Genomic DNA, 23,982 nt, shown 5'->3' on the forward strand with positions numbered 1-23,982 from the left:
CCAGCGTGCCGCGATGCCCATCCCACCTGCCGCCGAGGCCCCGCCCAAGGCCGGCGCCGAAGAAGCGCCGGTCGATCTCGAAACCAGCGCCGACGATAACGCCCACGACGCCCTGCGCCTGTGGCTGCGTCTGCTGACCTGCACCAATCTGGTCGAGGCCGACATCCGCTCCCGGCTGCGCCAGGATTTCGCCTGCACCCTGCCGCGCTTCGACCTGATGTCCCAGCTCGACCGCCATCCGGAAGGCCTGAAGATGGGCGAGCTATCGCGCCGCATGATGGTCACCGGCGGCAACGTCACCGGCATCACGGACCAGCTCCAGCAGGAAGGCCTGGTCTCGCGCGAGGCATTGCCAAGCGATCGCCGCGCTTACCTGATCCGGCTCACGCCGGCGGGGCGCACCGCATTCTCCAAGATGGCGCGGGCGCACGAAGACTGGATCGAGCAATTGTTCGGCGGCCTGCCCCAGACCGATCGGCGCGCCCTGTTCCGCTTGCTGGGCCGGCTCAAGACCGGGCTGGTAAGCGCATGAACGCGACCCGTTCGGCAGCGGGCACGCTTTGCGCCTCGCTGCTGACGCTACTCCTCGTGGCTTGCCAGAGCACGCCGCCGGGACCCAAGGTGTCACCGCTCAACGTCAGCATCAAGCTTGGGCGCATCGGCGCGAAGACGCTGGTGGGCCAGGTCGACATGCCGGGCAACGGTGCGGCGAGCACCGCCGTGGGCGTTGGCGGCGGCGCATGGAACGGCGGTGGCTGGAGCGGCGCAGGCGTTGGCTTTTCCGTCGACCTGAATACGTTGCTACGCCCGCGGCCGCGCATGGACCTGTTTCAGTACACGGTGGCGCCACTGGATGGCAGCGGCGGCAACGTCATCGTCAATGGCCCCGCGGCGCCTGGCCTGGAACCCGGCGCCTGCGTGCGGATGGTCTATCCCGACGGCGCCCCCGAGCCGCTGCTCGTGCCCTCCCGGGAATGCTGACGCGCCCCGCTGAATGAAGAACGGCCTCCCTTGCGGGAGGCCGTTCTTGCTGCGGCGTGCGTGGCTGGCTTGCGCCCTTCGCTCAGGCCGCCTTGCGGCTGTCGCGCAGCTCGCGGCGCAGGATCTTGCCCACATTGGTCTTGGGCAACTCGCTGCGGAACTCCACGAACTTGGGCCGCTTGTAGCCGGTCAGGCGCTCCTTGCAGAAGGCGATCAGCTCGGCTTCCGTCAGCGCGGGATCCTTGCGGACCACGTACAGCTTGACCACTTCGCCCGAATGCTCGTCGGGCACGCCCACCGCTGCCACCTCCAGCACGCCCGGGCACTCTGCGGCCACGCCTTCGACCTCGTTCGGGTACACGTTGAAGCCGGACACCAGGATCATGTCCTTCTTGCGGTCGACGATCTTGGTGTAGCCGCGCGCGTCCATCACGCCGATGTCGCCGGACTTGAAGAAGCCGTCAGCCGTCATGACCTTGGCGGTCTCGTCCGGGCGGTTCCAGTAGCCAGCCATCACCTGCGGGCCACGGATGCAGATCTCGCCAGCCTGGCCGAGCGGCACGTCCGCGCCGTCGTCGTCACGAATGGCGATGTCGGTCGACGGCAGCGGCAGGCCGATGGTGCCGGAGAACGCGTCGGAATCAGTCGGGTTGCAGGTAGCCGAAGGCGAGGTCTCCGACAGGCCGTAGCCCTCGATGACCGGGCAGCCCGTCCTGGCCAGCCACTTCTTGGCCACCGCCTCCTGCACCGCCATGCCCCCGCCGTTGGCCACTCGCAAGCCGGAGAAGTCGACCTTGTCGATATCCGGGCTGTTGATCAGCGCGTTGTACAGCGTATTGACCGCCGGGAACATGTTGAACTTGTACTTCTGCAGCTCCTTGATGAAGCCGGGGATATCGCGCGGATTGGGGATCAGCACGCTCAGGCCGCCGCTGCGCATGCCCAGCAGGCAGCAGACCGTCAGCGCGAAGATGTGGTACAGCGGCAGCGCCGTGATGGTGATCACCTGGTCGATCGGTGCGCCCTTGGCCAGCGCCGGCTGCATCCAGGCTTCGGACTGCAGCACGTTGGAGACGATGTTCCGGTGCAGCAGCACGGCGCCCTTGGACACGCCAGTGGTGCCACCGGTGTATTGCAGGAAGGCGATGTCGTCCGGGCCCGTAGTGGCGGGCTGCAGCTGCATGCCGCGCCCCTCTGCCAGCACCGCGTTGAAGCGCACGCAGTTGGGCAGTTCCCAGGCCGGCACCATCTTCTTGACGTTGCGCACCACGAAATTGACGATCGCGCCCTTGAGGCCGCCCAGCAGGTCACCCATGCTGGCCACCACCACATGCTTGACCGGCGTGGCGGGCAGCACTTGCTGCAGCGTGGTAGCGAAGTTCTCGAGGATGACGATGGCCTCGGCGCCGCTGTCCTTGAGCTGATGCTCGAGTTCGCGCGGGGTGTAGAGCGGATTGACGTTGACCACGACAAAGCCGGCACGCAGCACGGCGGCCAGCACCACCGGATACTGCAGCACGTTGGGCATCATGATAGCCACGCGCGCGCCCGGCTTGAGCCCGCGCGACTGCAGCCACGCCGCGAACTGCCGCGACATGCGGTCGAGCTCGCCGTAGGTGATCGACTTGTCCATGCACACAAAGGCACGGCGATCAGCGTAGGTGCGGAAGGACGCCTCGAGCAATTCGGCCAGCGAGCGGAACTGACTGCTATCGATCTCGGCAGGCACGCCGGCCGGGTAATGCTTCAGCCACAGTCTTTCCATGCACCGTCTCCTGATTTTCTGAATGGTCGTTCGATTTTCGACAGATGCTAAACGCGCGACCCGGTTAAGACAACACGTTAGATGAAGTCCTCTGGACCCGATCCACCGTCTGACGTGAAGTTTAGCGCACAGTTCAATCCGGACTGGGGAATTCCCCTAGCGGCTTGCGCCAGGCCGCAACGAAAAGCCTTGCCGAAGTCAGGCGTTCACCGGCAACACCATCTTCATCATGCTCGTGGCCAGCTCTTCCGCCAGCGCCTGCGCCTCCATGCGCTCGGGCTGGTGCCAGGTGTACATGAAGCCAACCACGCTGCCGATCGCATGGGCGGTCACGCGCGCGTCGCCATAGCTGAACACGCCCGCTCGCTTGCCTTCCTCCAGCAGCGCATAGAGGTCGCGGTAGAAGGCGCGCGCCATATTGCCCAGCCACGTCACCGTTTCCGGCCGCAGGTACTGGTTGTCGCGAAAGCTGAGCGTGGCGGGCACGTAGCAGGCAATGCAACGCCGCGCCATTTCCAGCAGGCAGGCATGCAGGCGCTCGCGCACCGGCAAGGCCGGGTCGGCGGTCTCGCGGATGACCGGCAGGCAGGTCTGCGCGGACTCGCGGCACAGGATGTCGAAGATCTCGTACTTGTCGGTGAAGTAGTAGTACACCGCCGGCTTGGTCACGCCCAGCGCGCGGCACAGGTCGTTCATCGTCATGCCAGGATAGCCCTTGGTATAGAACAGCTGGGCAGCGGCATCGAGGATCTGGCGGCGGCGCGCTTCCTGCCGCTCGGCGATATGCGAGCGGGCGGGTACGGCGTCCGGAGCGATCTCCGGTGCGGCCTCGGCGGCGGGAGCGGTTTTCTGTGCAGTCGGCATGTCGCGATTCTCGCATGGCGCCGCGGCTGGAAGGCCCGGCAGTCCGTTTTGGCGTTGACCCGCTCCCCATGAACCATGGATTCACGCGGGCGGCACCTGGCTTGACGCATGACGGCAATGCCAATACGATCATACCGAAGGGTAAACAAATATACCAAAGAGTAAATTTCGCCAACCCAAGCCGGCTTGGCGGCCCACCAGCAAGGAGACACCGCCAATGGACGAGACCACCTACCTGGCCGACATGCATGCGCGCTGGCAGCGCGCATGGCCCGAGCGCACCCCGCGCACGCCGCAATATCCGCTGGGGCGCCTGCCGCTCACAGATATGCTGCGCCACTGGGGCCGCACCCGGCCGGATCGCCCCGCGGTGATCTTCTACGGCCACGAAACCACCTACGCGGAGCTGGACGCGCAGAGCGACCGCTGCGCCGCGCTGCTGGCAGCACACGGCATCGGCGCCGGCGACCGCGTGGCGGTGCTGATGCCGAATTGCCCGCAGTTCCACATCGTGTTCTTCGGCATCCTCAAGCTAGGCGCCGTGTACGTGCCGATCAGCCCGCTCTCGCAGCGCGCCGAGCTGCAGCACGCACTCGCCGACAGCACGCCGCGCGCGCTGATCGCGCTCGACCAGCTGGTGCCGCTGGTGCGCGAAACGCGCGCCGCGCTGGGCGCGCAGGATCCGCTCGCCCTGCTGTTTTCAACCAGCTTTGCCGATGTGATTCCCGCCGAGCCCACACTGCCGCTGCCGCCCATGGTGCAGGCGCCGCGCCATGACTGCGAAGCCGACGACCACGCCATCGACCTGCTGTGCGCGATGGCGGCGTGCACGCTCGCAGCCCCTGCCACACCGGCCTCGCTCGATGCCGTGGCCGCGCTCAACTACACCGGCGGCACCACGGGCCTGCCCAAGGGCTGCATCCACACCCAGGGCGATATGGTGGACATGGCGGCCGCGTTCGGCGCGGTCTCGCTCGACATCGCCGACGACAGCGTCATGCTGGGCTTCTTCCCCGAGTTCTGGATCGCGGGCGAAAACCTCTGCCTGATCTTCCCCGCCTTCTTCGGCATCCCGCTGGTACTGCTGGCGCGCTGGGATCCCGAGACCTTCATGGCGGCGGTGCAGCGCTACCAAGTCACCAACGCGTCGATGCTGGTGGACAACGCGGTGGAGGTGATGGAGCACCCGCGCGCGGCGCAGTACGCATTGCGCTCGCTGCGCTACGTGGGCGTATCGTCCTTCGTCAAGAAGCTCAACCTGCCTTACCGCCGCGCGTGGCAGGCGCTGACCGGCTCAGTCATCGCCGAGACCGCCTGGGGCATGACCGAGACGCAAACTTGCAACACCTTTGCCTACGGCATGCAGGACGATGACCTGGACCTGCGCGCCCAGCCCATCTTTGTCGGCCTGCCCGTGCCCGGCACCGAGTTCAAGATCTGCGACTTCGCCAGCGGCGAGCTGCTGCCGCCGGGCGCCGAGGGCGAGCTGTGCGTGCGCACGCCGACCCTGCTCAAAGGCTACTGGAACAAACCCGACGCGACGCGCGAATCGCTGCGCAACGGCTGGTTCCACACCGGCGACATCGGCCTGATCGACGAGCACGGCTACCTGCACTACCTGGGGCGGCGCAAGGAGATGCTCAAGGTCAACGGCATGAGCGTGTTCCCGGCCGAGATCGAGGCGCTGCTGGGCCAGCATCCGGCCATTCTCGGCTCGGCGGTGCTGGGCCGCGCGGATGAGGACCGCGGCCAGTTGCCCGTGGCCTTTGTCATGCTCAAGCCCGAGGCCATCGGCACGGTGGACGACGCCGCGCTGGTGCAATGGTGCCGCGCCAACATGGCCGTCTACAAGGTGCCGCTGGTGCATATTGTCGACGCCCTGCCGCTGACCGCCACGGGCAAGGTGCGCAAGCAGGACCTCGCGCCGCTGGCCGAGCAGCTTGGCTGATCCCGCGATGCCCTTCCCGATGAAATCCGCCACATTCACCTTCTTCGCATCATGACGTTCCGCAAGCTACTGATCGCCAATCGCGGTGAAATCGCCATCCGCATCGCCCGCGCCGCCGCGGCAATGGGCCTGGAAAGCGTGGCGCTGTACAGCGAGGACGATCGCGACGCCCTCCACGTGCGCAAGGCCGATGGCGCGGTAGCGCTGCCCGGCACCGGCCCGCGCGCCTACCTCGATATCGCGCAGGTAGTGGAGGCTGCGCGCCGCAGTGGCTGCGACGTGGTCCACCCGGGTTACGGCCTGCTGTCCGAGAACGCCGAGTTTGCCCAGGCCTGCCTGGATGCCGGCCTGGCCTTCGTCGGCCCCGCACCCGATGTGCTGCGCCTGTTCGGCGACAAGGCGCGCGCGCGCGCGCTGGCGCGCGAGTGCGACGTGCCGGTGGTGCCGGGCTCCACCGGGCCGACGACGCTGCAGGCTACGCACGCGTTCTTTGCCTCGCTGCAAGCGCCAGGCAAGGCGGCCGGCATGATGATCAAGGCGCTGGCCGGCGGCGGCGGGCGCGGCATGCGCGCGGTGCACGCGGCAGCGGACATCGACGAGGCTTATGCCCGCTGCGTTTCCGAAGCCACGGCTGCGTTCGGCAACGGCGCCGTCTACGTGGAGCGCATCGTGCATGCGCCGCGCCATATCGAGATCCAGGTGGTGGCAGACGCGGCCGGCGGCGTGATCGCCCTGGGCGAGCGCGAATGCAGCCTGCAGCGCAGGCACCAGAAGCTGGTTGAAGTGGCGCCCAGCCCTTCGCTCGATGCAGGCATGCGTGCGCGCCTGGCCCAGGCCGCGATCACGCTGGCGCGCGCCAGCGCCTATCGCGGCATTGGCACCTTCGAGTTCCTGCTGGGTGCGGATGGTGCGGATGGTGCGGATGGCGAGTTCTGGTTCATGGAGGCCAACCCGCGCCTGCAGGTGGAGCACACCGTCACGGAAATGGTGACCGGCGTGGACCTGGTCCAGGTGCAGCTGGCCATTGCCGCCGGGCAGGATCTCGGCCACCTCGGGCTGGCGCAAGCGCCCGCGCCGCGCGGCATTGCAGTGCAGTTGCGCATCAACGCCGAGCACCTCGACGCGCAAGGCCAGTTGCGCCCCGCCAGCGGCCGCATCGATGCCTACGAGCCGCCCAGCGGCCCCGGCGTGCGCGTCGATGGCGCGGGCCATGCCGGCATGACGGTCAACCCGCGCTTCGACTCGCTGCTGGCCAAGCTGATCGTGCACGAGCCCGGCGGCAACTACGCGCGCGCGCTGGCCCAGGCCTATCGGGCGCTGTGCGAGTTCCGCATCGAGGGCATCGACACCAACCGCAGGCTGCTGCAGGACCTGCTGCTGCGCGACGATGTGCGGCGCAATGCAGTCCACACGCAGTACCTGGACGCGGCGCTACCGGCCCTCGCGGCGCAGTCGCTGGGCAGCGATCCCGGCCATCCGGCGCTGCATGCGGTGACCGCGGCCAGCAGCGCGCAAGCGCTCGCATCCACGCTGCCGGACGACCTGCCCAACGATGCGGCGCTGCTCAGCGCACCCATGGACGGCGCGCTGGCAGCGGTGCAGGTGCGCCCCGGCGAGCGCGTGCGGCGCGGGCAATCGCTGGCCATCATCGAAGCCATGAAGATGGAGCACCCGCTGGAAGCGCCGGGGGCGGGCGAAGTGCTGCGCGTGCTGGCCGCGCCCGGCGACGTGCTGCGCGCGGGCGCGCCGGTGATCGTGCTGTCGCTGGACGAAGACGGCCATCATGGGGCACAGGCCGGCGCCGCCGTGGATCCCGCCCATATCCGGGCTGACCTGCGCGACGCCCTGGCCCGCCACGCGCTCACGCAGGACGCGGCCCGCCCGCAAGCGGTGGACAAGCACCATGCCAGGGGCGGGCGCACCGCGCGCGAGAACATCGCCCAGCTGTGCGATGCCAGCTCATTCATCGAGTACGGCGCGCTCGCCATCGCCGCGCAACGCCAGCGCCGCAGCGTGGAGGACCTGGAGCGCGCGACGCCGGCCGACGGCATCGTCACCGGCATTGGCACCGTCAATGCCGGGCACTTCCCGGCAACGGATGCGCGCTGCATGGTGCTGGCGTACGACTACACGGTGCTGGCCGGCACCCAGGGCTTCTACGGCCACAAGAAGCTGGACCGCATGCTGGCGCTGGCGCGCCAGTGGCGCCTGCCGGTGGTGCTGTTCGCCGAAGGCGGCGGCGGGCGGCCCGGAGACACCGACACCCCGGTGGTGGCCGGGCTGGATTGCACGTCCTTCATCCAGTTCGCGCGCCTGTCCGGCCAGGTGCCGCTGGTGGGCATCGTCTCCGGGCGCTGCTTTGCCGGCAATGCCGCGCTGCTAGGCTGCGCCGACGTGATCATCGCCACGCGCAACGCCACCATCGGCATGGGCGGCCCGGCCATGATCGAAGGCGGCGGGCTCGGTGTGTTCGCTCCCGAGGAAGTCGGCCCGGTGAGCGTGCAAGCACCCAACGGCGTGATCGATGTGCTGGTCGACGACGAGATAGCGGCGGTGGAGACGGCGCGCCGCTACCTGTCCTATTTCCAGGGCGACCTCACCGGCTGGGAGGCCGGCGATGCGCGCGCGCTGCGCCACCTGATCCCCGAGAACCGCCTGCGCAGCTACGACATGCGCGGCGTGCTCGCGGCGCTGGCCGATCACGACTCCGTGCTGGAGCTGCGCGCGGCCTTTGGCGCGGGCATCATCACCGCGCTGATCCGCATCGAAGGGCGCGCCTTCGGCTGCATCGCCAACAACCCGCGGCACCTGGGCGGCGCCATCGATGCCGCGGCCGCCGACAAGGCCGCGCGCTTCATGCAGCTATGCGATGCGCACGGCTTGCCCATCGTCTCGCTGTGCGACACGCCCGGCTTCATGGTGGGACCGGAGGCGGAGAAGACCGCCACGGTGCGCCACGTCTCGCGCCTGTTCGTCACCGCCGGCGCACTGCGCGTGCCCTTCTTCACGGTGGTGCTGCGCAAGGGCTATGGCCTGGGCGCGCAAGCCATGGCCGGCGGCAGCTTCGGCGCGCCGTTCTTTACCGTAGCCTGGCCCAGCGGCGAGTTCGGCGCGATGGGCATCGAGGGCTCGATCCGGCTGGGCTTTCGCAAGGAACTGGAAGCGGTGGCCGACCCGGACGAGCGCGAAGCCTTGTTTGCGCGCATGATCGAGGGCGCCTACCAGCGCGGCCGAGCGCTTAATATGGCTAGCCACCTGGAAATCGACGCCGTCATCGACCCGGCCGACACACGCCACTGGCTGCTGCGCGGCCTGGCTTCGGCGCTCCCGGCATCGGCCGCGCCCGATACGCCGGCGGCCGGATCGCGCCGTTTCATCGACACGTGGTGACAAGCAGAAGGAGAGGATCGATGTCCCATGATTTGAGGCGCGCGCCACGCGCCACCGCCAGGGCCGCCGCGCTGGCGCGTGGCGTGTTCACGCGCTGCGTTGCCGTTGCCGCACTCGCGCTGGTCGGCGCGCTGCCGCTACAGGCCCAGGAAAACGCGCAGGAAAAAACACAAGACAACGCCGCCGCGCCCATCAAGGTGGCGTTCATCGACCAGTTGTCCGGGCCGCTGGCCAACGTGGGCCAGATCTTCCAGGCCAACCTGAAGTTCGCGCTCGATGACGCCAACGCACAGGGCGGCGTGCTCGGGCGCAACTACGCGCTGGTGAGCTTTGACAACAAGCTCTCTGCACAGGAAAGCCTCATCGCGCTGCAAAGCGCGATCGACGCCGGCGTGCGCGTGGTGTTCACCGGCGCATCTGGCTCGCCGGTGGTCACGGCGCTGGTGGAGGCCGTCAACCGGCACAACGAGCGCAACCCCGGGCAGCGCGTGCTGATCATGAACTACGCCTCGCTCGACCCCGACCTGACGGGCGCGCGCTGCAGCTTCTGGCATTTCGCCACCGAGGCGAACACGGCGATGAAAATGCGCGCGCTGGCCAATTTCGCGCGCGAGCAAAAGGGCATGCACAAGGTCTACCTGCTTAACCAGGATTACACCCAGGGCCGCATCTGGGCAGCACTGGGCCGGCAGATGATCGCGGGAGCGCGGCCCGACGTGCAGTTCGTCGGCGAGGCGCTGCACCCGCTGGCGCGAGTCAAGGACTTCGCGCCGTACATGAGCCGGATCAAGGAAAGCGGCGCCGATACCGTGGTCACGGGCAACTGGGGCCAGGACCTCAGCCTGCTGATCAAGGCCGGCGGCGAGGCCGGCTACGAACTGAACTACCTGAACCATAGCGGCGGCGGCGCTCCCGGCACCGTGCTGGCCGTGTCGCAGGCAAAGAACGCGCACCTGACCTGGGTGGCCGAGTACCTGCCCAACGGCGACGATCCGGTGCTGGCTGCACTGGCGGCGCGGGTCAGGCAAACCCCGGCGGGCGAGTACTTCGCCCCGCGCGTGCTGATCGCCGTGCAAATGCTCAGCGAGGCGATTCGCCGCGCCAGATCCGACGACCCGACCAGCATCGCGTTCGCGCTCGAGGGCATGCAGTACCGCTCGCCCGTTGGCGACGTGCTGATGCGCAAGAGCGATCACCAGTTGCTGCTGCCGCAGGTGGTCTCGACCATCGCGCCGGTGGACGGCAAGACCGTCAAGGTTGGCGTGGAAGGCACGCAGTACGGCTTCCGCCTCGACAGCACGACGGCAGGGGGCGATCTGAACCTGCCGTCGGTCTGCCGGATGAAGCGCCCATCGGGCACCTAGTCAGCTCATCAAGGCCTGGCACCCGGCACAGGCGCGGATGGCGTGTCAGGTGCGCCGCTGGCGCGTGCCGCGCCGATCGCCGCCCCTACCGCGGTCCCGCTCTCGCCGGCGGTCAGCGCGTCGCCGCCACTGGCCGGTGGCGCCAGCTGGCGCAGGCGGGCATCGCGTTCGGCGCGCGGCAGATCGCCGATGCGCCGGACCTCGGCATAGAACGCCGTCCAGTCGCCACCGTTTTGCGCCAGGAGCACCATAAAAGCCGGCACCCATTGCTGGTAGGTCGCCACCGCGGCAAGCTGCGCATTGGTCAGCGGCCGCTCGAACCAGCGATCGTAGCCGCTGTAGCCGCCCCACCCTTGCTTGAGCTTCGCATAGCGCGCACGCAGGCCGGCGAAGATTTCCGCCTTGCCCGCACGCTTGGCATCGTCTGGCAGGGGCGAGTGATAGAGCGCATCGAGCCGATCGCGCGCGTCCAGCAGCATCGCGCGAAATTGCTGGCGGCGCAGGTCGTACTGGCGGTAGCTGGCGCGGGCATCGGGCGACGCCGCCAGCGCCAGCCAGCGCTCCACCCCGGCCGTTTCCACCGCGGTGGCGAAAGACTCGTTGAAGGTGGTGTCATTGCGCACATAGACCACCTGGTGCGCCAGTTCGTGGAAGATCAGCCGTGCCAGCTCGCCTTCGGGCTGGTAGACGAAGGTATTGAGCAGCGGGTCGTCAAAATAGCCCAGCGTGGAATACGCCGGGATGCCGGCGACATAGGGCTCCAGGCCCTCCTTGCGCAGGCCCTGCGCATAGCCGTCGGCATCCGCCTGCGCGTAATAGCCGCGGTAGCTGATGCAGCCCACCACCAGGAAGCACCACTTGTGCAGTTCCATCGACAGCTCGGGGGTGGCGAACACGCTCCACACCACATACGACCGGTGCAGGTTGGCGTAGCGCCGGTAGCTGCCGTTGTCCGGCAGCTTCAGCTCATGCGAGGCAAAGTCGCGGATGGTGCCGGCGAGAGCCAGGCGCTGAGCCAGCCGCGTGTCCTTGGCTTGCTGCGCCGCGGCAATGGCGTCGGGCAATGGCCGAGCGTCCGCCATCACCCCAAGGTGGCCACCGATCGACTGCGCGTAGTAGCCGACCGTGTCGCAGCCGGACAGCAGCGCGGCAAGCCCCAGTGCAGCCAGGGCTTGAAGCGTGCGTGCCGGGCGCAGGTTCATGGTGGCTAGGCGGTGGCGGTGGCGGTGGCGGTGGCGGTGGCGGTGGCGGTGGCGGTGGCCGGCGCAGCTTCCACTTGCACCAGGCAATCGTAGAACACCGGCGCACGGCCCAGGTCGGTCAGCCGCTGGCTGGTGAGCTCGTTGGCGTTCTTGCCATCCGGCGCCAGCTTTTTCCACCAGATCGACAGCCCCACCACCAGCCCGCGCCGGGCCCGGTCGGTCACGCGGGCCCGCGCCAGCATGCTGCCGCGGTCGTTGAAGGCCCGCACCATGCTGCCGCTGGCGATGCCGCGCGGGGCGGCGTCCTCAGGATGGATGTCCAGGTGCGGCTCGCCTTCGGTGGCGCGCAGGCTATCGACGTTGACGAACGAGCTGTTGAGGAAATTGCGCGCCGGCGGCGAGATCATCGCCAGCGGATAGCGCGCAGCCAGTTCCGGCGCGGTCGCGGGGGTCTCGTACGGGGGCACGTAGTCAGGCAAGGGATCGAGGCCGTCGCGGCGCATGATCTCCGAGTAGAACTCGCACTTGCCGGACGCCGTGGCAAAGCCGCCTTCGGCGAGCGGCGCCGCCGGCAGGTTGAGCTTTTGCCAGCCCTGTGCCTTGAGGGACTCCCAACTGATGCCTGCCGCGCGCGGGTCCGTGGCCACGATGGCCTGGGCGGCGATATCTTCGTCGCTATCCGCAAAGCACGGCTCGGCAAAGCCCATGCGCTGGGCCAGGCGGCGGAAGATCTCGGTGTTGGGCACGGCCTCGCCCAGCGGCGCGATGGCCTGGTTGTTGGCCAGGAAGTACGTATGGCCGTAGGCCTTGTGCACATCCACGTGCTCGAGCTGGGTGGTGGCCGGCAGCAGGATGTCGGCGTAGTCAGCCGTATCGGTGCGGAACTGCTCCAGCACCACGGTGAAGAGGTCCTCACGCGCGAAGCCTTCGGCCACCTTGGCCGACTGCGGCGCCACCGCCACCGGGTTGCTGTTGTAGACCACCAGCGCCTCGATCTTCGGGTTGCCCGCGCCGTCGCCGGCATCCAGCAGCGCGTCGCCGATGGTGCTCATGTTGACCGTGCGCGGCAGCGCCGGCAGGCCCGGCAGCAGGTCCGGGCGCTGCAGCGCCAGGTTGTCCACCGGGAAGAAGCCCGATGTGGACAGCTGCAGGCCCCCGGCCGCGTGGCGCCAGGCACCCACGAGCGACGGCAGGCAAGCCACCGCGCGCACCGCCTGGCCGCCGCCGTGCGAACGCTGCATGCCATAGTTCAGGCGGATCGCCACCGGCTGGCGCTCGCGCACCGCGAGTTGCCCGTAGAGGCCGGCCAGCCATTCGATGTCGTCCACGCTGACGCCGCAAATCTCGGCCGCGCGCTGCGGCGTGTAAGCCTGGGCACGCTCGCGCAGCGCCTCGAAGCCCACCGTGTGGTTCGCGATGTACTCGAAGTCGAGCAGGCCGTCGCGCATCAGCACGTGCATCATCGCCAGCGCCAGCGCGCCGTCGGTGCCGGGCATCAAGGCGATGTGGCGATGGCATTTCTCGGCGGTCAGCGAGCGGTACGGGTCGATCGCCACCAGGGTGGCGCCGCGCCGCTTGGCTTGCTGCACCCGCGTCCAGAAATGCAGGTTGGAGGCGATGGGGTTGCCGCCCCAGATGATGATGAGCTTGGCATCGGGCACATGCTCGATATCCATGCCGATGCTGGCGCCGTAGGTGTAGCGCAGCGCGGTGGCACCGGCGCTGGCGCAGATCGTGCGGTCAAGCAGCGAGGCGCCCAGCTTGTGAAAGAAGCGCGCCGCCATGCTCTCGCCCTGCACCAGCCCCATGGTGCCGGCATAGCTGTACGGCAGGATGGCCTGCGGGTCGCGCGCGGCGATGGCGGACAAGCGGGTGGCCACGGTGTCCAGCGCCTCGTCCCAGGAAATCGGCTCGAACTTGCCTTCGCCCTTGCGGCCGACCCGCTTCATCGGCGTCAGCAGGCGGTCGGGGTGGTAAGTGCGGTCCGTGTAGCGCGAGACCTTGGTGCACAGCACGCCCTGGGTGCCAGGATGATCGGGATCTCCCGCCACCTTGGTCGCGCGGCCGTCCTCGACGGTGACGAGCAAGGCACAGGTATCGGGACAATCGTGCGGGCAAGCGGCACGGACGATGCGGGAAGCCATGGATTCTCCTGGCAAGCAATTGGGAGCGGGCGGCGCGACTGCCATGGGGCAACATGCATTGGGGCGGCTGAGCGGCCACACGCGGCGGGACCTGGTCACCGTGCAGGAAAGGCCGTTGCCGGACTAGCCTGGCGGCGTCGCGTGTTGTATGCCGGCGTCGCCCCGACGGGCGCCGCCGGGGGAAATTGTTAGGCTCCGATTGTATTCGATTATGATAGCCCGACGCTGCGCCAGGGGATGGCGCCAGGGCAGCGCCGGCACAGACCGGCAAGGCATTCACGGGTAAAGAACACACCGTTTTTCACGGGGAAACCATGCAAGTGCATTCTGGGGTCAGGGGCTGGCGCATTGCCGGCCTGCTGGTGGCATGCGCCATCGGCTCATTCGTTGCCAATGCCAGCGCCGAGAACGGCGTCAGCGCGGACACCATCCTGCTGGGCCAGTCGGCTGCGCTCACCGGGCCAACCGCCATGCTAGGCAAGCAGCTCAATTCCGGCGCGCAGCTCTACTTCGACTACATCAACCAGCACGGCGGCATCTACGGCCGCAAGATCGAGCTCAAGGTGCTGGACGACTTCAACGAGCCGGAATCCGCCGCCAAGAACACCCGCGCGCTGATCGACGAGGACCACGCCTTCGCGCTGTTCGGCTACGTCGGCACGGAGACCGGCGAGGCCTCGCTGCCGCTGGCCACCCAGGCCAGGGTGCCGTTCTTCGCCCCCTACAGCGGCGCCCAGTCGCTGCGCGAGCCGTTCAACCGCTATGCCTTCCACGTGCGCGCCGGCTTCAACGAGGAAGCCGCGGCCATCCTGCGCCAGGTCCGTGTCACTGGCCTCAAGCGGGTCGCCGTGGTCTACAACGAGGACGCCTACGGCAAGGCCGGCCTGGAAGCGCTCGAACGCGCCCTCAAGGCCGCGCCCGACAGCGGCGTGCAGATCGTCGCCCGCGAGGGCGTGGTGCGCAATACGGTGGAGATCGGCGACGCCATGCAGGGCTCCATGAAGTCCAAGCCCGACGCGGTGGTGATGATCAACGCGTACCGGACCACTGGCGCATTCGTGAAGGAAGCGCTGCGCCGCGGCTTCAATGGCCAGTTCTATAACGTCTCGTTCGTCGGCACCCAGGCACTCGCCAAGGAAGTCGGCGCCAAGGGCAGCGGCGTGATCATCTCGCAAGTCATGCCCCACCCTGGCAACGCCACGCTGCCGGTGGTGCGCGAATACCTGCGCCTGCTGCAGGCGGCAGGCAAGCCCAACGAGTTCGACTACGCCAGCATCGAAGGCTTCATCGCCGCCAAGGCCTTTGTCGAAGGCACGCGCCGCGCCGGCAAGGACCTCACCCGCGAAAAGCTGATCACCGCGCTGGAAAGCATGAGAAACGTCGACCTCGGCGGCTACATCATCAACTTCAGCCCGGACAGCCACGTTGGTTCGAAATTTGTCGAGATGACCATCATCAACTCGCGGGGGCAGGTCATCCGCTGATGGGCACATGGCCCGTCTCGCGCACGCGTGAGACGGGCACGATGCTGAGCGCACCTACGCCATGTCGTTCAGGTGGCAAGCCGAAAACCGCATCGGCGCGATTTCCTTCAACAGCGGCTGCTCCTCCCGGCAACGCGGCATCGCATGCGGGCAGCGCGGATGAAAATGGCAGCCCGGTGGCGGGTTCAGCGGCGAGGGAATCTCGCCTTTGATCGCCACGAAGGTCTTCTTGCCCACCTCCAGCTTCGGGGCCTCGGCCAGCAGCGCCTGCGTGTAGGGATGGTTGGGGCTGGCGAAGACATCTTCCGCCGGCGCCGACTCCACCACCCGCCCCAGGTACATGATCACCACCCGGTCGCTGATGTGCTTGACCACGCCCAGGTCGTGGCTGATGAACAGGTAGGTCAGGTTCAAGTCCTGCCGCAGGCGCATGAAGAGATTCAGCACCTGCGCCTGGATCGAGACATCCAGCGCCGCCACCGACTCATCGCACACCAGGAATTCCGGCTTGACCGCCAGCGCCCGCGCAATGCCGATGCGCGCGCGCTGCCCGCCCGAGAACTGGTGCGGAAAACGGCGCAGCACGGTGGGATCCATGCCCACGCGCACCAGCATGTCTTCCACGTAGCGCTTCTGCTCGCTGGCCGGCACCATGCCGTGCACGACCGGCGCCTCGCCAACGATATCCATCACGCGCAGGCGCGGATTCAGCGATGCATAGGGATCCTGGAAGATCATCTGGATCGCCAGCTGCTTCTCGCGCTTCTTTTCCGGCGGCAGGCGGTCCAGGTCAACGCCCCGCCACAGGCGGGAGCCTTCGGTCAGCGAATGCAAGCCCACCGCCATGCGGCCCAGCGTGGACTTGCCACAGCCAGACTCGCCGACGAGGCCCACCACCTCGCCCGCGCGAATGGACAGGTCGACCCGGTCGACCGCATGCACCACCTCCTCCTTCGCCCCTGCGCCGAAGAGGTTGGCGATCCTGGCTGCGGCGTCGAGCGATTTGACGAAGCGCTTGGACACGCCTTGCAATTCGAGGATGGGCGCGCTGGGCGTGGGTTCGGCGCTGGGATCAGTCGTCATGGCGGCGAGGGCGGGATCAACAACGGCGGCGCTCATGCGGCCTCCTGCTGGGAGAGAACCGGATGAAAGCAGCGCAGGCGGCGCCCGTCTGCCGCGGTGTCGAGCGGCGGCGTGGTCTTGCACACATCGGTGGCGTAGGCGCAGCGCTCGCGGAAAGCGCAGCCGGCCGGCAGGTTCAGCAACGATGGCGTCATGCCGGGAATCTGCCGCAGCGGCGCGCCACGCGGGTTGCGCGACGGCGCGGAGCTGATCAGGCCGTGCGTATAGGGATGCTCGGGCCGCTCCAGCACCTGGCGCACATCGCCGGCTTCGACGATCTTGCCTGCGTACATCACGCACACGGTATCGGCCAGGCCGGCCACCACGGACAGGTCGTGGGTGATCCAGATCAGCGCGGTGCCGGACTCGCGGCACAGCTTCTGCATCTCGTACAGGATCTGGCCCTGGATGGTTACGTCCAGCGCGGTGGTGGGCTCGTCGGCGATGATCAGGTCGGGCTTGTTCAGCAGCGCGATGGCAATCGCCACGCGCTGGCGCATGCCGCCCGAGAACTGATGGGGATAGGCGCGCAGGCGCTCGTCCGGCGAAGGAATCCCGACGCGTGCCAGCGCATTGCGGGAGCGCTCGCGCGCCACCGCCTTGTCGACCTTCTCATGCGCCAGCACGGCCTCGATCATCTGCGTGTCGATGCGCAGGACCGGGTTCAGCGTCATCATCGGATCCTGGAAGATCATCGCGATGCGGTTGCCGCGCACATCGCGCATCTGCGCCGGCGTGAGGTTGCGCAGGTCGCGCGTGACGCCGTCGCGGCTGGTCAGCTCGATACGGCCATCCACCACTTTGCCGGGCGGATCGATCAGGCCCATGATCGAGTAGCCGGTCATCGACTTGCCCGATCCGGACTCGCCCACCAGGCCCATGATCTCGCCGCGGCCAACCGAGAACGAGACATCGTCGACTGCGCGCGCGACACCGCCGCGCGTGGAAAACTGGGTTTTGAGGCCTTCCACCACTAGGGTCGGTTTGCTCATATTCGCTCCTGTCGTGCTGCGTTACTGCGTTTGCAGGCGCGGATTGAGTACATCGCGAAGCTGGTCGGCGACCAGGTTCATGGCCACGATGGTGACCACCAGCGCAATGCCCGGGAAGAAGCTGATCCAGTACTTGCCGGACAACATGTATTGCTGTCCGTTGGCGATCAGCGAGCCCAGCGACGGCTCGGTAATGGGCACGCCCAGGCCGAGGAAGGACAACGTGGCCTCCAGCGTGATGGCGGACGCCACCTGCAGCGCCGCGATCACGATCAGCGGCGGCAGGCAGTTGGGCAGCAGGTGGCGGAACATGATCCGCCCCGGCGGCAGGCCCAGGCAGGTGGCGGCCTCGATATATTCCTTGCGCCGCTCCACCAGCGCCGCGCTGCGGGTGGTGCGGGCGTAGTAAGCCCACTGCACCGCCACCAGCGCGATCACGATATTGCCGATGCCGGGCCGCAGGAATGCCAGCAGGATCAGCGCCAGCAGGATGGGCGGGAACGACAGCTGCAGGTCGGCCACGCGCATGATGATGGCCTCGACGCGGCCGCCGAGGAAACCGGCGATCAGGCCGAGCGTGGCGCCCAGCAGCAGCGCGATCACGGTGCTGACCACGCCCACGCCGATGCTGATGCGCAGGCCGTACATCACGGCCGAAAGAATGTCGCGGCCCTGCTCGTCCGAGCCAAGCAGGAAGGTCATGCCACTGCCGGACTGCTCGCCCGGGGCCATGCGCGCATCAAGCACATCGAGCGTAGCGAGGTCATATGGGTTCTGCGGCGACAGCCAGGGCGCCAACAGCGCGATCAGCAGGATGATGATCAGCAAGGTCAGGCCGGTCACGGCGATCTTGCTCGAGAAAAACTGGCTGGCGAAGCGCCGCAGCGGGGTCTGCTCGGCTAGCGGCGGCGGGGCCGCGGTGGTTTCGGTTGCGGTTGTCATGAGCTCAGCCCTTGTTGTCGGCGATACGCACGCGCGGATCGAGCACGCTGTAGATGATGTCCACCAGCAGGTTGATCAGGATGAACAGCGTCACGATCACCATCAGGTAGGCCACGATAACCGGCCGGTCGAGCAACTGGATGGAATCGATGATCAGCTTGCCCATGCCGGGCCAGGCGAAGATCGATTCGGTCACGATGGCGAAGGCGATGATCGAGCCGAACTGCAGCGCAATCACCGTGACGATCGGAATCATGATGTTCTTGAGCACGTGCACGCCGACGATGCGGGTATTGGACAGGCCCTTGGCCCGCGCGAACTTTACGTAGTCCATCAGCATCGCTTCCTGCGTGCCGGCCCGCGTGAGACGGATCACCATGGCGATATTGAGCAGCGACAGCGTCACCGCCGGCAGCAGCAGGTGGCGCAGGCCATCCACCGTCATGAAGCTGACGGGGATGCCGAGCAACGAGGTGGTTTCACCGCGCCCGTTGGACGGCAGCCAGCCCAGTTGCACCGCGAACACCATGATCAGCATCAGCCCGACCCAGAAGGTGGGCAGCGAAAAGCCGAGGATGGAAACGCCCATGATGGTCTTGCCAGCCACGCCGCCAGGACGCAGGCCCGCCCACAGCCCGAGCGGGATGCCGAGCAGCACGGCCAGCAGGATGGCGCATACGGCCAGCTCCATGGTGGCCGGCATGCGCTCGAAGATCAGCTTGAGCGCGGGTGTGCCATGCGCGAACGAGGTGCCGAGGTCCCCGTGCAGCGCGTTGCGCAGGAAGATCCAGTATTGTTCCCAGAGGGGCTTGTCGAGCCCGAGCGCCGCGATGGTGCGCTTGATGTCCTCCTGGTCGGCCTGAGGATTGATCAGGATATCGACCGGGTTGCCGATGGCAAAGACGCCCAGGAAAACCAATAGCGACATGACGAAGAGCACGACTACGCTCTGCATCAGGCGCCGAATAATGAAAACCAGCATGTTCGGAAGCTTTCCTTCGCCGATGACAGGCCGCGGCGCCTGTGGGCGCCGCCTGGCTGCACCGGCAGTCGGCTCGTGGCTAGGCCCGGCTACCGTCCGGGGATGATTCGCCGGGAAGCGGCCACCCAGACCGCGGACGCTTCCCGCTTTTACCTGCAGATGATCTTGTGCCCGGGGGGCGCGGCGTTGTGGTCGCGCTCCCCGGCCTCACCTCTAACCTCTAACCTCTGACCTCTACTGCCCAGGCCTTCGTTTCACTGCGGCTTGAAATTGTGCGCGTAGGTCCGTTCGTCGGTACGCGGCACATAGGTGATGCCCTTCTGGGTGGCCCAGGTGGTCACCTGCTGGTGGATCGGGATGATACCGCCATCGTTGATGGCAATCGCGGTAGCTTCCTGCAGCAGCTTGGAACGCTCGCCGTCATCCACGGTGGCCAGCGCCTTTTCCAGCACTACGTCCATCTTGGGATTGCAGTACTCGCCCCAATTGGTCGTGCCAAAGCCCTTCTTCGGATCCTCGCACGCCAGCAGCGCGCGCAGCGGCGAGCTCACTTCGCCGGTTTGCGCGCCCCAGCCCAGCAAGCCGAACGAGAATTCGTGCTTGATACCCTTGGAAGAATAGGTTGCCATCGGCATCCCCTCTACCTTGGTCGCAATGCCGATGCGGGTCAGGTTCTGCGCGATGGTCTGGGTGATCTTCTCGTCGTTGACGTAGCGGTTGTTCGGCGTGTGCAGCGTAATGCCGAAACCGTTCGGATAGCCCGCCTCGGCCAGCAGCTTCTTGGCGCCTTCCGGGTCGTACTTGACCGTCTTCAGGTTCGGGTTGTAGCCGAACAGCGTGGGTGGCACCAGGTTGTTGGTCGGCTCGGCGAGGCCTTCCATCAGGCGGTCCTTGATGCCCTGGCGGTTGATGGCCATGCTGATGGCATTGCGCACGCGCGCATCCTTCAGCGGATTCTTGTCCATCGGCGCGCCTTCCTTGGTGGTGACAAAAGGCGACTTGTCTTTCTTGTCATCGGTGTACAGGTAGATCACGCGGTGCGAGATCTTGGAGAAGAAGGACAGCTTCGGATCCTTGCGCACCTGCGGCAGGTCCGGCGTCGGCACGTTCTCGATGGCCTGCACGTCCCCGGACAGCAACGCCGCCATGCGGGTGGCCGGGTTCGGGATGAAGCGCAGCGTCACCTTGTCCCAGGCGGGCTTGGGGCCCCAGTAGTCGGGGTTCTTCGTCAGCTCGACCCGGTCGTCGCGCGCGTAGCTGACGAACTTGAAGGGGCCGGTGCCGATCATGCCCTTGCCTTGCGCGAAGTCGTCCGAGGTCAGGCCCTGCGTGGCCTTCTTCTGCACGATGAAGATCGACGTCAGGTCGTTCAGCATCAGCGGGTACGGCGTGTTGGTGGTGAGCTGGATGGTGTACTTGTCGATCACCTTCTTGTTGATGATCGCCTTGGTGTAGACGTCGAACTTGCCCGGGCTGTTCTGGATGGTGGACGGACGCTCGAGCGACCAGACGATATCGTCGGTGGTGAGCTCCGAGCCGTCGTGGAACTTCACGCCCTTGCGGATCTTGAATTCCCAGGTCAGGTTGTTCACCAGCTTCCAGGACTCGGCCAGGCCGGGAATGATCTTGCTGTCCGCATCCATCTTCACCAGGCACTCGAACATGTGCTCGGAGACGTTGATGTTGGAGAACAGGTTGTAGAAGTGCGGATCCATCGAGGTCGGGGGCGAACTCATGGCCAGCTTGAAATCGACCGCGTGGGCCTGGCTGGCAAAACCGAAGCTCATGGCCGCGGTTACCACCATGGCACCGAATGCCTTCTTGCATGTGCGAAGGGACATTGCGCAACTCTCCAGGGAAGAAATGTAGCAAATGACTACTAAGGGCAGCGCAGGCAAATCGGGCCAAGCGCCGCAATTTGGTGCGGCTACGTACGCGGCAGGCAGCAACGTTGCCAGGCAAGCACATCAAGCATGAACTGTTCCAGCACAGCACCATGCGGGGCAATGCGGGGAAACCCCCGCGCTGGTTGGCGGTGATGCGCTGCGGGAGCGGTGGTGAAAGTGGCGGAAGTGTCGTGCCGGGCGCCTGTTTTGGCGCTTTGGACTAAGGCGTCGTATGATCGGGGTATCCAACGCCCTCACTGGCATCATGACACTCATCCCCGAAATTCTTCAGGCGCAGCCTGAAATCCGCAGCATCCGACGCGACATCCATGCCCATCCGGAGCTTTGCTTCAAGGAAGAACGGACTTCCGACGTGGTGGCGCAGAACCTCGCTGCCTGGGGCATCGAGGTCCATCGCGGCCTTGGCACCACTGGCCTGGTCGGCGTGATTCGCAATGGCAGCGGCAAGCGCAGCATCGGCCTTCGCGCCGACATGGATGCCCTGCCGCTACAGGAGGCCAACACCTTCGGCCACCGCTCGCAGCACGACGGGCGCATGCATGCCTGCGGCCATGACGGCCACACCGCGATGCTGCTGGGTGCGGCACGCTATCTGGCCGAGCACCGGAATTTCGATGGCACCATCAACCTGATCTTCCAGCCGGCCGAAGAAGGCGGAGGCGGCGCGCGCGAGATGATCAAGGATGGCCTGTTCGAGCGCTTCCCGTGCGATGCCGTGTTTGGCATGCACAACTGGCCCGGCATGCCGGCCGGCAGCTTCGGCACCACCGCCGGCCCGCTGATGGCGTCGAGCAATGAATTCCGCATTGTCGTGCGCGGCAAGGGCGCGCATGCTGCGCTGCCGCACAACGGCAACGACCCGGTTTTCACCGGTGCGCAGATCGTGTCCGCGCTGCAGGGCATCATTACCCGCAACAAGCGCCCGATCGATGCTGCCGTGATCTCGGTCACGCAGTTCCATGGTGGCGATGCCACCAATATCGTGCCGGACCAGGTCTGGATCGGTGGCACCGTGCGCACCTTCACGCTGCCGGTGCTGGACCTGATCGAGCGCCGCATGGAAGAAGTGTCCAAGGCGGTTGCGAGCGCCTTCGATTGCACCGTGGAATTCGAGTTTCACCGCAACTATCCGCCCACCGTCAACAGCGCAGCAGAAACCGCGTTCGCCGTCGAAGTGGCGAGCGAGCTGGTGGGCGCGGGCAATGTCGACGGCAAGATCGAGCCGACCATGGGCGCCGAGGACTTCTCCTTCATGTTGCTGGAAAAGCCCGGTTGCTACCTGTTCATCGGCAATGGCGAAGGGGTGCACCGCGAAGCCGGCCACGGCCTTGGTCCCTGCATGCTGCACAACCCCAGCTACGACTTCAACGATGAGATCCTGCCGGTCGGCTCGACCTTCTTCGTGAAGCTGGCGGAGAAGTGGCTGGCGCCGGCTTGAGCGCGCGTCAGTCCAGCGCGATGTCGCCGTACCAGCTTTCGGCGCGGCTCCTGGTGTTGTCGGTATCGGTCATGAGGCCGATCGCCACCACCTTGCCCGGATCGGCCCCGAAGGCCTTGCGATAGTCGGCGCGCAGGTCGCGCCGGTGGCAACGCCATTCGCCGGTATGCCGGGTACCGGAGTCGACCACGATCATCCGCACACGTTCGGTGTGCGGATTCGACACCACGGATCCTTCAGGCTTGCGCCCGCCCCAGATGTACATCAGCGTGGCATAGGGCATGTCGCGCCCGGTTGTCAGCCGCGCCATTTCGTACATCAGCTGATCCTTTAGGGAGAGGCTGCCTTTGTCGCCATCGAAGGCGACGAAGATGCGCAGCGGCGAGTCTTCGCGCGGGGCCAGTGAATTGTCAGCGCTACGGATGACGTCGCGCGTCTTCCATGCCCAGTTCAGCATGCCCGGCTCGCGCCCGACCAGTGGTACGTACAGGCCGGATGCCGAACTGTCGGCTTCGGCATGCAACACCATGCGTTGGTCGACTTCTGTCAGGGTATATCGCGTGGGAATTTTGTTGCGATTGACGGTCCAGGGCTGCCAGCCTGCCGGCTTGCTAAGCCCGCTTGGCGTCGCGGAGAACAAGGGCAGGTGCTTCAGCGTGGGGTGCTCTTCCGGCTCGCTGGGCCCACTGGCATGATCAGCTTCCGCTGAATTCTGGCTCGTTGCGATCAGGCCCGCTGTCACGCTCTCGGCGGACACCGGCATCTGCGCCGGTTCGGCTAACCTGATTTGCTCAATGTGCGCGGCAAAGCTGCCGCAGTCGTTTGACGAGAGCGCAGCCATGGCGCCGGGCCCCGACAGCGGGATCGGTCCCCGCGGCATGGACGCCGTTCCGAGTGTGCCGCAACCCGTCAAAACAAGCGCACCTACCACGCTGGTCAGCGCCAACAGGCAAAATCTGGCCGCCATTCATCCCCCAAACCTGGATGCCACCACCTGGTCGCGCCTGCTGGCGCGCACCGGCCCGGACTTTTTTTCAATCTTTCGAACTGCGTCAATGCATCGAATTGCGTCACGCCGGGCCAAGCCGGGGCTTGAGGCAAACGGTAACAGAAGGATATGGGGGAAGGAAGGCTCCGGTACCCTGACGCTGGGATTCCGGGTGTGGCGGCAGCGCAAAACCGCAGCCATAAATCGTCACCACAAAAGCAAAACCCCCCAGTACTTTCGTACTGGGGGGTTTCAAGGGAGAGCCTGGCGATTACCTACTTTCACACGGGTATCCGCACTATCATCGGCGTGGAGTCGTTTCACGGTCCTGTTCGGGATGGGAAGGGGTGGTTCCAACTCGCTATGGTCACCAGGCATAAACGGTGGCCGCGCTGAGGTTTGCTCAACGCAGCGAATAGGGATGTAGTAGGGGTTGTGCGTATCGGCCTAGCTGCTGGGCAGCGGCACG

17 protein-coding genes and 1 rRNA gene are annotated in these 23,982 nt (G+C 66.6%); 7 read left to right on the top strand and 11 right to left on the bottom strand.

Features of this window, described 5'->3' with window-relative positions; genetic code table 11:
- The first annotated feature begins 13 nt into the window (after positions 1-13).
- Both ACX12D_RS17230 and ACX12D_RS17235 read left to right on the top strand, forming a co-directional pair.
- The gene (locus ACX12D_RS17230; RefSeq protein ID WP_441633989.1) at positions 14-532 is read left to right on the top strand and encodes a MarR family winged helix-turn-helix transcriptional regulator; all 519 of its coding nucleotides are present in this window, start codon (positions 14-16) and stop codon (positions 530-532) included.
- Positions 529-981, top strand: a complete 453-nt coding sequence (locus ACX12D_RS17235; protein ID WP_459372064.1) for a hypothetical protein — start codon at positions 529-531, stop codon at positions 979-981. The genes ACX12D_RS17230 and ACX12D_RS17235 overlap by 4 nt, the downstream gene beginning before the upstream one ends.
- Before the next feature lie 82 nt (positions 982-1,063).
- Here ACX12D_RS17235 and ACX12D_RS17240 read toward each other — a convergent pair whose 3' ends face one another.
- Entirely contained in the window at positions 1,064-2,746 is a 1,683-nt protein-coding gene (locus ACX12D_RS17240) for a long-chain-fatty-acid--CoA ligase (protein ID WP_459372065.1), read from the bottom strand.
- Between the two features lie 198 nt (positions 2,747-2,944).
- Positions 2,945-3,610 carry a TetR/AcrR family transcriptional regulator gene (locus ACX12D_RS17245; protein ID WP_459372066.1) on the bottom strand — a complete coding sequence of 222 codons (666 nt, stop codon included), beginning with the start codon at positions 3,608-3,610 and terminating at the stop codon, positions 2,945-2,947.
- A 217-nt stretch (positions 3,611-3,827) separates the two neighbouring features.
- Between ACX12D_RS17245 and ACX12D_RS17250 the strand changes: the two genes are divergently transcribed.
- Genes ACX12D_RS17250 through ACX12D_RS17260 form a run of 3 tightly spaced genes read left to right on the top strand, consistent with a single transcriptional unit; the run spans position 3,828 to position 10,312 of the window.
- Positions 3,828-5,558 carry an AMP-binding protein gene (locus tag ACX12D_RS17250; protein WP_459372067.1) on the top strand — a complete coding sequence of 577 codons (1,731 nt, stop codon included), beginning with the start codon at positions 3,828-3,830 and terminating at the stop codon, positions 5,556-5,558.
- Between the two features lie 51 nt (positions 5,559-5,609).
- Positions 5,610-8,948: an acetyl-CoA carboxylase family protein gene (locus tag ACX12D_RS17255; protein WP_459372068.1), complete on the top strand. Its 3,339-nt coding sequence runs from the start codon at positions 5,610-5,612 to the stop codon at positions 8,946-8,948.
- 20 nt (positions 8,949-8,968) lie between these two features.
- Complete coding sequence (locus ACX12D_RS17260; protein ID WP_459372070.1) at positions 8,969-10,312, top strand: branched-chain amino acid ABC transporter substrate-binding protein; 1,344 nt, start codon at positions 8,969-8,971, stop codon at positions 10,310-10,312.
- Positions 10,313-10,320: 8 nt separating this feature from the next.
- Here ACX12D_RS17260 and ACX12D_RS17265 read toward each other — a convergent pair whose 3' ends face one another.
- Both ACX12D_RS17265 and ACX12D_RS17270 read right to left on the bottom strand, forming a co-directional pair.
- A complete protein-coding gene (locus ACX12D_RS17265; protein WP_459372071.1) occupies positions 10,321-11,514 on the bottom strand; it encodes an aminopeptidase in 1,194 nt (397 codons plus the stop codon).
- Positions 11,515-11,519: 5 nt separating this feature from the next.
- Positions 11,520-13,658 (bottom strand): molybdopterin-containing oxidoreductase family protein, encoded by a 2,139-nt coding sequence (locus ACX12D_RS17270; RefSeq protein WP_459372072.1) that lies wholly within the window; start codon positions 13,656-13,658, stop codon positions 11,520-11,522.
- A 314-nt stretch (positions 13,659-13,972) separates the two neighbouring features.
- Here ACX12D_RS17270 and ACX12D_RS17275 point away from each other — a divergent pair, with 314 nt between their 5' ends.
- Entirely contained in the window at positions 13,973-15,142 is a 1,170-nt protein-coding gene (locus ACX12D_RS17275; RefSeq protein ID WP_441634005.1) for an ABC transporter substrate-binding protein, read from the top strand.
- 54 nt (positions 15,143-15,196) lie between these two features.
- Here ACX12D_RS17275 and ACX12D_RS17280 read toward each other — a convergent pair whose 3' ends face one another.
- From ACX12D_RS17280 to ACX12D_RS17300, 5 genes are all read right to left on the bottom strand, one after another.
- Positions 15,197-16,261: an ABC transporter ATP-binding protein gene (locus tag ACX12D_RS17280; RefSeq protein WP_459372073.1), complete on the bottom strand. Its 1,065-nt coding sequence runs from the start codon at positions 16,259-16,261 to the stop codon at positions 15,197-15,199.
- Positions 16,258-17,256, bottom strand: coding sequence for an ABC transporter ATP-binding protein (locus ACX12D_RS17285; RefSeq protein ID WP_441634009.1), 999 nt, complete (start codon positions 17,254-17,256; stop codon positions 16,258-16,260). Before ACX12D_RS17285 ends, ACX12D_RS17280 begins: the two co-directional genes overlap by 4 nt.
- A 21-nt stretch (positions 17,257-17,277) precedes the next feature.
- Complete coding sequence (locus ACX12D_RS17290; protein WP_441634011.1) at positions 17,278-18,198, bottom strand: ABC transporter permease; 921 nt, start codon at positions 18,196-18,198, stop codon at positions 17,278-17,280.
- A 4-nt stretch (positions 18,199-18,202) separates the two neighbouring features.
- Positions 18,203-19,180 carry an ABC transporter permease gene (locus tag ACX12D_RS17295; protein ID WP_459372074.1) on the bottom strand — a complete coding sequence of 326 codons (978 nt, stop codon included), beginning with the start codon at positions 19,178-19,180 and terminating at the stop codon, positions 18,203-18,205.
- 254 nt (positions 19,181-19,434) lie between these two features.
- Positions 19,435-21,021, bottom strand: coding sequence for an ABC transporter substrate-binding protein (locus tag ACX12D_RS17300; protein WP_459372075.1), 1,587 nt, complete (start codon positions 21,019-21,021; stop codon positions 19,435-19,437).
- A 310-nt stretch (positions 21,022-21,331) separates the two neighbouring features.
- On the opposite strand from ACX12D_RS17300, the gene ACX12D_RS17305 reads away from it, so the two are divergent.
- Positions 21,332-22,525 carry a M20 aminoacylase family protein gene (locus ACX12D_RS17305; RefSeq protein WP_441634019.1) on the top strand — a complete coding sequence of 398 codons (1,194 nt, stop codon included), beginning with the start codon at positions 21,332-21,334 and terminating at the stop codon, positions 22,523-22,525.
- A 7-nt stretch (positions 22,526-22,532) separates the two neighbouring features.
- On the opposite strand, the gene ACX12D_RS17310 is transcribed toward ACX12D_RS17305, so the two are convergent.
- Positions 22,533-23,492, bottom strand: coding sequence for a DUF3047 domain-containing protein (locus ACX12D_RS17310; protein WP_459372076.1), 960 nt, complete (start codon positions 23,490-23,492; stop codon positions 22,533-22,535).
- A gap of 283 nt (positions 23,493-23,775) precedes the next feature.
- Positions 23,776-23,888: ribosomal RNA gene (gene rrf / locus ACX12D_RS17315) — 5S ribosomal RNA — on the bottom strand.
- Positions 23,889-23,982: the final 94 nt, after the last annotated feature.

It is taken from the genome of Cupriavidus sp. PET2-C1 (genome assembly GCF_054515855.1).

Excerpts from the sequence above, each read along its gene's own strand:
- ACX12D_RS17230 (WP_441633989.1), top strand. The coding sequence starts at position 14 with ATGCCCATCCCACCTGCCGCCGAGGCCCCGCCCAAGGCCGGCGCCGAA.
- ACX12D_RS17235 (WP_459372064.1), top strand. The coding sequence starts at position 529 with ATGAACGCGACCCGTTCGGCAGCGGGCACGCTTTGCGCCTCGCTGCTG.
- ACX12D_RS17240 (WP_459372065.1), bottom strand. The coding sequence starts at position 2,746 with ATGGAAAGACTGTGGCTGAAGCATTACCCGGCCGGCGTGCCTGCCGAG.
- ACX12D_RS17245 (WP_459372066.1), bottom strand. The coding sequence starts at position 3,610 with ATGCCGACTGCACAGAAAACCGCTCCCGCCGCCGAGGCCGCACCGGAG.
- ACX12D_RS17250 (WP_459372067.1), top strand. The coding sequence starts at position 3,828 with ATGGACGAGACCACCTACCTGGCCGACATGCATGCGCGCTGGCAGCGC.
- ACX12D_RS17255 (WP_459372068.1), top strand. The coding sequence starts at position 5,610 with ATGACGTTCCGCAAGCTACTGATCGCCAATCGCGGTGAAATCGCCATC.
- ACX12D_RS17260 (WP_459372070.1), top strand. The coding sequence starts at position 8,969 with ATGTCCCATGATTTGAGGCGCGCGCCACGCGCCACCGCCAGGGCCGCC.
- ACX12D_RS17265 (WP_459372071.1), bottom strand. The coding sequence starts at position 11,514 with ATGAACCTGCGCCCGGCACGCACGCTTCAAGCCCTGGCTGCACTGGGG.
- ACX12D_RS17270 (WP_459372072.1), bottom strand. The coding sequence starts at position 13,658 with ATGGCTTCCCGCATCGTCCGTGCCGCTTGCCCGCACGATTGTCCCGAT.
- ACX12D_RS17275 (WP_441634005.1), top strand. The coding sequence starts at position 13,973 with ATGCAAGTGCATTCTGGGGTCAGGGGCTGGCGCATTGCCGGCCTGCTG.
- ACX12D_RS17280 (WP_459372073.1), bottom strand. The coding sequence starts at position 16,261 with ATGAGCGCCGCCGTTGTTGATCCCGCCCTCGCCGCCATGACGACTGAT.
- ACX12D_RS17285 (WP_441634009.1), bottom strand. The coding sequence starts at position 17,256 with ATGAGCAAACCGACCCTAGTGGTGGAAGGCCTCAAAACCCAGTTTTCC.
- ACX12D_RS17290 (WP_441634011.1), bottom strand. The coding sequence starts at position 18,198 with ATGACAACCGCAACCGAAACCACCGCGGCCCCGCCGCCGCTAGCCGAG.
- ACX12D_RS17295 (WP_459372074.1), bottom strand. The coding sequence starts at position 19,180 with ATGCTGGTTTTCATTATTCGGCGCCTGATGCAGAGCGTAGTCGTGCTC.
- ACX12D_RS17300 (WP_459372075.1), bottom strand. The coding sequence starts at position 21,021 with ATGTCCCTTCGCACATGCAAGAAGGCATTCGGTGCCATGGTGGTAACC.
- ACX12D_RS17305 (WP_441634019.1), top strand. The coding sequence starts at position 21,332 with ATGACACTCATCCCCGAAATTCTTCAGGCGCAGCCTGAAATCCGCAGC.
- ACX12D_RS17310 (WP_459372076.1), bottom strand. The coding sequence starts at position 23,492 with ATGGCGGCCAGATTTTGCCTGTTGGCGCTGACCAGCGTGGTAGGTGCG.